7 protein-coding genes and 1 tRNA gene are annotated in these 8228 nt (G+C 33.4%); 6 read left to right on the plus strand and 2 right to left on the minus strand.

The features are described from left to right. The coding region (locus DNK47_RS03530; protein ID WP_181454167.1) for a hypothetical protein at nucleotides 1-593 on the plus strand (593 nt) is incomplete at its 5' end. After that, on the plus strand, nucleotides 594-836 hold the full coding sequence (locus DNK47_RS03065; RefSeq protein WP_112665845.1) for a hypothetical protein: 243 nt from the start codon (nucleotides 594-596) through the stop codon (nucleotides 834-836). 62 nt (nucleotides 837-898) lie between these two features. Here the strand turns inward: DNK47_RS03065 and DNK47_RS03070 are convergent, their stop codons facing one another. Together DNK47_RS03070 and DNK47_RS03075 are read right to left on the minus strand one after the other, a co-directional pair. Further along, nucleotides 899-2719, minus strand: coding sequence for a ribonuclease J (locus DNK47_RS03070; protein WP_112665847.1), 1821 nt, complete (start codon nucleotides 2717-2719; stop codon nucleotides 899-901). A 78-nt stretch (nucleotides 2720-2797) separates the two neighbouring features. Next, nucleotides 2798-4375, minus strand: a complete 1578-nt coding sequence (locus tag DNK47_RS03075) for a sigma-70 family RNA polymerase sigma factor (protein WP_112665849.1) — start codon at nucleotides 4373-4375, stop codon at nucleotides 2798-2800. Nucleotides 4376-4564: 189 nt separating this feature from the next. Here DNK47_RS03075 and DNK47_RS03080 point away from each other — a divergent pair. The 4 genes from DNK47_RS03080 (at nucleotide 4565) to DNK47_RS03095 (ending at nucleotide 8219) form a co-directional block, all read left to right on the plus strand. Next, nucleotides 4565-4640: transfer RNA gene (locus tag DNK47_RS03080), tRNA-Ile, on the plus strand. A gap of 25 nt (nucleotides 4641-4665) precedes the next feature. Then, entirely contained in the window at nucleotides 4666-5601 is a 936-nt protein-coding gene (locus DNK47_RS03085) for an NAD(P)/FAD-dependent oxidoreductase (protein ID WP_112665851.1), read from the plus strand. Nucleotides 5602-5675: 74 nt separating this feature from the next. Beyond that, nucleotides 5676-7238 (plus strand): type I restriction-modification system subunit M, encoded by a 1563-nt coding sequence (locus DNK47_RS03090; protein WP_112665853.1) that lies wholly within the window; start codon nucleotides 5676-5678, stop codon nucleotides 7236-7238. 72 nt (nucleotides 7239-7310) lie between these two features. Next, nucleotides 7311-8219: a restriction endonuclease subunit S gene (locus DNK47_RS03095; RefSeq protein WP_112665855.1), complete on the plus strand. Its 909-nt coding sequence runs from the start codon at nucleotides 7311-7313 to the stop codon at nucleotides 8217-8219. Nucleotides 8220-8228: the final 9 nt, after the last annotated feature.

Raw genomic sequence — 8228 nt, forward strand, 5'->3', positions numbered from 1 at the left:
TATCCGTTTCTCCTTCTCCGGAAGATGAAGACGCTTCATACTACTTTAAAAGCAGTAAAAATGGTGACGAAAAACTATATGTAGAAAATGTTTGATCTTTTGGAAGTGGCGCTCAAGGAGCGGTTCCAAAAGCAACCACTCAGCCCCCAAATAAAAAGTTTGATTTAACTACTTTAGATAAAGAACCTCTAAAAAATTTTGGCAGTAGCTCGCAACAACCTTCACAACCTACTTCAGAAGAAAAACATTACCTCTTCAAAAATGTCAGTGATTTCTGACAATATCAAGTTGGTGACACAATAGAACTATATAAATCCACTAAACCAAAAAATGGAGATCAACAGCAGGTCGAGGGGCAAGAGAAAAAAATAGGAGCTTTTTCAGTCGTTGCGGGAGTTGTGACCAATTTATCTCCAACACTTCTTAGATGTGTGAGTAAAGAACAATATGACAAACAAGAATTTAAAGCTAATCTACGATCATCAGGTGAAAATCTGTTAATTGATCGTGCAAAGGACCCAAGAGGAGATTATTGTCGAAAAGATGAACCAGCTCCTGTTTTAGTTCTTATAGGTTATAATGGGGATGTTTAAATGAATATCTTCTTTAAGTTTTTAGCATTAGGTGGACTCGGGGGAACAGTCGCCGGAGCTTATCATCTTTCAAAGCAAGAATACAAAAATAATCACATAGAGTCTACTGAGAAAGAAGCTGAAGAAGTTGCAAAAGATGTTGATGTAAAGAGACAACCAAATACTTCTTTAACCCCACAAGAGCAAAAACCAAAAGTCCAAGATACAAAAACTGAAGCAACAAAGACCGAAGCTGCGAAATAAATTTTTAAGGTAAAAGAAGAAAACTAATTAGAGTAATTCTTAAGGGGTCGAAAAGTTTCCTACTAGGCTTTAGGTGTTTGTTCACTTTCTTTGTAATTGGCATCTGCAGTAATTGATTCTTCCCATAACTTAGAGTATTCTGTATCTTCTACTAACACAATTGATCTAGGTATCTTTTGTCCTTTTCTATTGGTTGCAAAAAACTCTTCCATTAATGAAACAATAGATTTAGAAATATTTTCTTTATTAAGTTCAAAAGTTAAGTTTTTAAGGAGATATTCCACCTTCTGTCTAATTAATTTATTTAGCTCTCTAAATAAGTCAACAGTAAGAGAGAAAGAAAAAGAACCCATAGAGGCAATAGGGGAAATAGAGTGAATAACTTTAGTTTTTAAGCAAAGAGAGATAGAAACAAGCAATAAGCCTTGCAGAGCCAATTTTGTTCTCTCATCTAGGATTTCACTACCATTATCAGTCAACTTATTTTCCATTACAAAGAAAGAACGAGAAAACTCTAAATCTTTCTCAGGAACCCTTCTAACCTCTCTATTTAGGATCTCTAGTCTTGAGCCATTTTTCAAGATAAAGATATTCTCTTTATCAACAATATTTAGTTCTCTGACATTTCTCTTTAAGTCATGTAACATTTTTTTCTCACCGTGAATAGGAGCAAGATACTTAGGGGATATTAGAGAGATAAATAATTGTTGTTCTAGTTTGGTTGCGTGACCAGAAGCATGAATTCTACATTCACTGGAATTTAGGTGAATATTACATCCAGTTTTGTAGAGCCTATTAATTAACTCATTAATAGCCTGTTTGTTTCCAGGAATTGCATTGGAAGAAAAGATAATATCATCAGTTGGTTTTAGAGAGATATGTGGATGAGAACCTTTAGAGATAATACTTAATGCTGAGGATTCTTCGCCTTGAGATCCTGTACAGATAATTAAGACTTGATCATCCGGAATAGAATCTAGTTCTTGTGGAGAAACTAAATTATTCTTGAGATCGTAGTTATTTAAGAGTCCGGCTGTTTGTGAACACTTTAAGCTACTTTCAATAGATCTACCAAAGATAGCTATTCTTCTTCCTCTTGAGTTAGCTAACTTAACTATTTCTTCTATTCTTCCTAAGTTGGAAGCGAAGAAAGTAATAATTATTCTTCCTTTCGCTGAAGAAATAATGTTCTTCAGCTCTTGAATAATAGTCAGTTCACTTTCGTTAAATCCAGGTTGCGCCGCAGCAGTTGACTCGCAAAGAAGTAAGTCTACTTCTCTTGCCCCAATATTAATTAGCCTTTGAAAAGCTTTGCTATTTATCTTGTTTTTTAGGTCAAATCTGAAGTCACCACTGAATGCTATGTATCCATTTGGGGTAGAGATAGAAAAACCAAATGAGTCTGGAATAGAGTGATTTACCTCAAAGAAATCTATTCCAAAGTATTTAGTGAAGAAAACAGATTCAGAGTTGTAAGTGATTATCTTTGGCTCATAAATAGGTTTGTGTTCTTCTATTTTTTTCTTAATTAGCTCTGTAGCTAATGCAGGAGCATATATTAGAGGAATATCTATCTTGTTTAAAAGGTGAACAACTCCGCCAATGTGGTCTTCATGCCCGTGAGTAATAAATAAACCAACAATCTTAGATTTCTCTTGAATTAAATACTCTAAATTTGCTACTAATCCAGTAACTCCAGGTTGAGTTTGCTTATTCCCAAACTTGATTCCAAAATCAAGTACTAGTATCTCATCTTGGTGTTCAAGGCAGTAACAGTTTTTTCCTATTTCCTCTATTCCCCCTAGCCCAAAGAAGTAGGTACTATGAGCACATTTTTGCTTTCTAGATTCAAAGATATGTTGTTCGATGGTGTGAAAAATCATTGTTATTTAATTAGGAAAATTGTCTAGAGAATAAATAACCCTTCTTAATTACTAAAGGAAAAGCTCGAAAACTCTGAGCTAGTAGTCAGTGTTAGAGTAAAAAGATAGCATTGAACTATCCATCTCCTCACTTCTAGCCCTGTTTTTTAACTTCTTCAAGGCAACATTTTCTGTCTGTTTAATTCATTCAATCATTTTTTTCACAGCTGAATTAGAAATAGTCTTTTTCTTGCTTGTAAATAGTTTTTCTTCATAAAAAGGACCTAGTATATCCTTAAAAGTTTTGCTTCTCAGCAGTGATTGAAATTTTGAGTCTTTAAGAAATAATAAAGCCAATTGTTCTTGAGTGTAAGCCTGTTGACTATTTAATCCATAAAGCATTGACATTATTAAATATTCATCACCGCTAAGAGAGGATCTAATAAAGAAATCAAGCTTTTCTCCAGCAATATTTTTAGAGGCAATTCATTCTGGGCTACATTCATCTTCATCTTTAACGAAATCTGAGAAGTTGGAGTTTTCATTACTTGAAATAGGCTTATCCAGTGAAACTAAATCCACATTAATTTTCTTAATTTCGCTAATTTTTTGTGGAGTGTATTGGGTACCATATTTCTGCATCTCAGCAGACAATTCTTCTAGTGTAGGGGCATTTCCATATTTAAGTATCAGCTCTTTTTCCGCTTTAACTAGTTTGTTAATAACTTCCATCATATGCACTGGAATTCTGATGATTTTTGATTGGTCTGCAATTGATCTAGTAATTGCTTGTCTTATCCATCAAGTCGCATAAGTAGAGAACTTGTTACCAAACTTGTAGTCAAACTTTGTAATTGCCTTTCTTAATCCAAAGACACCTTCTTGAATTAAATCTCCTAGATTAAATCCACAGTTTAGGTACTTCTTCGCAACAGAGATAACTAATCTAAGGTTTGAGGTCATTAGTTGTTTCTCAGCAAACCCTCTCTTTTCAGGAATTTCCATTAGTTGTGCAATTTGTTTTTCTTCATCTGCAGTTAGCATCTTGGAGAAACAAAGAGTAGACAAGAAAGATTTAGAAGAGTCACTCATCTTATCTTTAGTGCTAGATGAATGGTAGAACTTGAAATTAGTAATATTTTCATCTTGTGATTCAAGGTGCGCTTCCATTTCCTGAGGAGTTAACTCAGTTATCTCTATTTCACTCTTAGCTAATTTAGTGGCTAAATTATCTCATAGATCCTCAGGAATTACTTCGTGATCCTCAAGAATCATTAATAACTCTTCTTCAGTTATCTTGTTTTTCCCTTTTTTAGGATTTGTTGCCTGAGCAAGAACAAGACTTCAGATAGAAGTAAATAAACCTTTGTTGCTCTTGAACTTAGATTTCTTGCCCCCCGCCTCTAAAACAAATGCCCTCTCATAGTTATTTTTTTCAGCTTTTTTTAGAGCTTGAATGGCCAATATTTTTTCCTTAATAGACTCAAGCTTTAACTTGTTGTTCTTAAGTAACTTTCTTCCTACAGAAGTTTTGATCGCACCTCCTTTAACAGTTTTTGTTTTAGATACTGTTTTTTTAGGTTTAGTGGCAGTTGACTTAGTAGTAGTCTTAGAGCTGGTAGAACTTATTTTTGGCTTTGTAACAGTTTTTTCTTGAGAAACAGCTTTAGTCGCCATTAACAAATAATCTTTTTCAAAGATAGACCTAGATTACTTATTCCAAAGAACCCAAAAAGCGAAAAAATTAATTAGATTAAAAACAGTATTGATTTTTTAAATAGATAAAAAATATAAATTTGACAAATTTAGATAAATTTTAAGTTTCTCTTATCAATAAATAAATGTCTAATTTAAAGTTTTTTAGAAGGGGCTATAGCTCAACAGGCAGAGCACACCTCTTATAAGGGTGCGGTTATGGGTTCGAACCCCATTAGTCCCACCAATATATTTTTTTAGGTTAGAGTCATTTGGTTTTAATTTGAGACTTAATTATCATTGGAGCTGGACCCGCAGGAGCAACAGCAGCAATTTATGCAGCAAGAGCTTGTTTAAAGGTATTAATACTAGAGAAAGCGGTTGTCGGGGGGAAGCTTAATAAAACACTTCTTATAGATAACTATCCCGGTTATCTAGATAGAAATGGAATTCAATTGGCCGAGAATATCTACTCCCAGTTAAAAGATTTAAAGATTGAAACACAAATTGAAGAAGTAATAGAGTTAACACAAAATCAAGAGATTTGAGAGGTTAAGACTAAAAGCTCAAAGATATTTAAGAGTTATTCAGTTCTAATTACTACAGGCTTGAGGGAAAAGAAGCTAGAGATAGAGAATGAGTTGGAATACTATAGCAAAGGGGTTTCTTATTGTGCTATTTGTGAAGGAAACCTCTATGCCGGAGAAGAAGTAGTTGTGGTGGGGGGAGGAAATAGTGCCTTAGAAGAGTCTATTTATTTAAGTGCGATAGTTTCACATCTTAAGTTAGTTCACAGAAGAAGAGAATTTAGAGGGGATGAAATTCTCTTGAGAGAACTACAGAAAAAAGAGAATGTAACTATATTCACTCCTTATAGACCTGTTAGAGTTCTAGTAGAAAACGACAGAGTTAGCGGGCTAGAGGTTGAGCAAGTAGAGACAGGAGAGAAGATACAACTTTCATCAAAAGCTGTATTTATATTTATTGGTCTATTGCCTGAGACTGATTTTCTTTCTAAGCTAGATATAAAAAGAAATTCTTTTGGATTTGTTTATGTAGATGAGCAAATGAGAACCAATTTGAGAGGTTTGTTTGCGGCTGGAGATGTAATTCACAAAGATTTAAGACAAATAGTGACTGCAATGAATGATGGCTCAATCGCAGCTATCTCAATAAAGAATTACCTAAAAGAATTAAAGAAGAGCTAAAGATTTATTTTTGTTTTCTTTTTTGAGACAAATTTCAATTAAACCTAAATAACTTAAATAAAAAGTAGATAGTTATGTCCTTGGAAAAGAAATCTGTAAGCCAAATATTTGATCAAATGTGGGAAGATATTGTAGCTCTTAGAGGATCTGCAGACATTCCTAGTTACAAATTCCCAGTATTGTATCTTTTTTTCCTGAAATATTTGAATGACAAATTTCAAGAAAGAAGAAAGGAAATAACAGAAACAATAGGTTTAAGACACATTGATAATCCTCCTTTCTATACAGGAGAAGGAGTTCCATACCTCTTTCAAGAGTCTAGATGGGAAGAAATAAGAAAAAAAGAAGGAAATATATTAGTCAATTTAGATGAAGCATTTCAAGCAATTGAAAAGGCTAATCCAGAGACCTTTAAGGAAGTATTTAAGAGAGATTGTTTTACTTCTAAAGATGTGAAGTTAGATCCAACAAATGTGAAGTCATTAATGAATGTAATTTCCAATGTAGATAGCTCAGAAGAAGGGGATTTCTTGGGAAAGGCATATCAATTCCTTTTGAATAAATTTGCGGTTAAGGGAGATGGAAGCAATGAATTCTACACGCCCCAATCAATAGTTAAGTTAATGGTTCAATTAATTGAACCTTTTGAAGGAAATATCTATGATCCCTGTTGTGGTTCTGGAGGAATGTTTGTTCAAACTGCAGAGATGGTCAAGAATATTCAATTTGGAAGACAAAAAATAAGAATATATGGACAAGAACGTTCCAGAACTACATTTGGTCTTTGCAAGATGAATCTTGCAATGAGAGGAATAATTGACGCAGAGTTAGGTGAGCCAAGTTGTACTTTCAATAATGATCAACACTCTAATAGAAAAGTGGACTATGTTTTGGCAAATCCTCCTTTTAATGAGGGGAAATGGAGAGAAGAAAACGGTTTATTGGATGATCCTAGATGAAAAGGATATGAAGTTCCACCAACTTCTAATTCAAACTATGCTTGGATACTTCATATACTGGATAAGCTCTCTCAAAATGGTGTGGCAGGAATTCTCTTGGCAAATAAATCTTTAGATGCAACTGGAAAAGAAGAAAAGATTAGAAGGAAGCTAATAGAAAGTGACTTAATTGAGGCAATTGTTACATTACCCCGAAAGACTTTTTTTAATACAGACATTGCAGTTACTCTTTGAATTATTAATAGAAATAAGAAGTCTAGAACATTAAGAATTGTTAGAGACTCAAAGAAAGAATTAAGAGATAGAACTAATCAAATACTCTTTATTGATGCAAGAGAACTAGGTTCTGTTTATGAAAAAAGTTTTGTGGAATTCACAGAAGAAGACATAGCTTTAATTTCTAAAACCTTTTATTCTTGAAGATTTCAAGATTATCCAGAAAAGTATGAAGATAAAGATGGATTTTGTAGAAGTGTTACTCTAGAAGAATTAAAGGAAAAGAGTCCAGAGTACTCTTTATTCCCAAATACTTATATTCCTTTTAAGGCTCCAGAAGTTACTCATGATTGGAATAAAGAAATATTGGATTTAGCTCAAGAATTAAAGAAATTACTTAAAGAAGAGGCACAACTGAAAACACAAGTGGAAGAAATTCTTGATAGCCCTCTTCATTCTTAATTAGAAATATAGGACTATTAATTCCCTCGCAGTCTAATTTCTAGAAAAAAGTTGTATTTCTAGATAGTTATTATGAGTAATTCAGGAATTATTGTTGCCCCTTTAGGAAATTACATAACTTTAGTTACTAGAAAGAATAAGAATTTGGAAAGCACTAATTTAATAGGACTTTCTATGATCACAGGGATTATTGAGGCTTCTAAAAAAGTTAGTGAATCCTATCTTAGATCCGGATGACTTGCACAGCAAGGAGATTTCATGATTGATCTTGTAAATATTCAAAATAATTCCCATTTAGCTGTGGACATTAATAGAGCACAAAAGATGATGGTTATCAGTGAGATTTACAAAGTTTTTAGAATGACTAATCCTCAGCTAAATTCAGAGTATCTCTTATTAATTCTTAAAAATTCAATAATGGAATTGAGATTGAAGTGAGCGTGCCTCGGATCTGTTAGGGGAGTTCTTCCATGAAAGAACTTTGTAAATATTCCTGTCGCAGTCCCATCTTTAAATAAGCAAGAGAGGATAGTCTATAAATATCAAACAATAACTAAATATATAGAACTAAAGAAAAAAATTAATGAACTATTTGAAAAACAAATGACAGCTTATTATTACATTCTTTTTGACAGCTTAACTGATTACACAATTAAAAATTTTGGAGAGCTATTCACTATTATTCGAGGGGGCAGACCGCCTAGGGGAAATAAAGAACAAGAAAAGAAATATTTTTGTAGGGAAGGAGGAGTACCTTGATTGCAGGTTAGGGACATTTCTAAAAAGAACTGCAAATTTGTCGGTGAAACTTCTGATCAATTAACCCCAGAAGGATTTAAAAAGGGTCGATGTACCATGCTCGGGGGGGGCACATTGTCATTGTTAAAGATGCCTCTAGAGCTATGGTTGGCAAAATTTTTGTTACTGGTCAAGAAGTTAGTATCGACGTTCATTGGTGAGCATTGAGACACAATGAATTAATTGGATTAC

The organism is Mycoplasma wenyonii (assembly GCF_003265155.1).
GTDB lineage: Bacteria > Bacillota_I > Bacilli_A > Mycoplasmatales > Mycoplasmoidaceae > Eperythrozoon_A > Eperythrozoon_A wenyonii_C.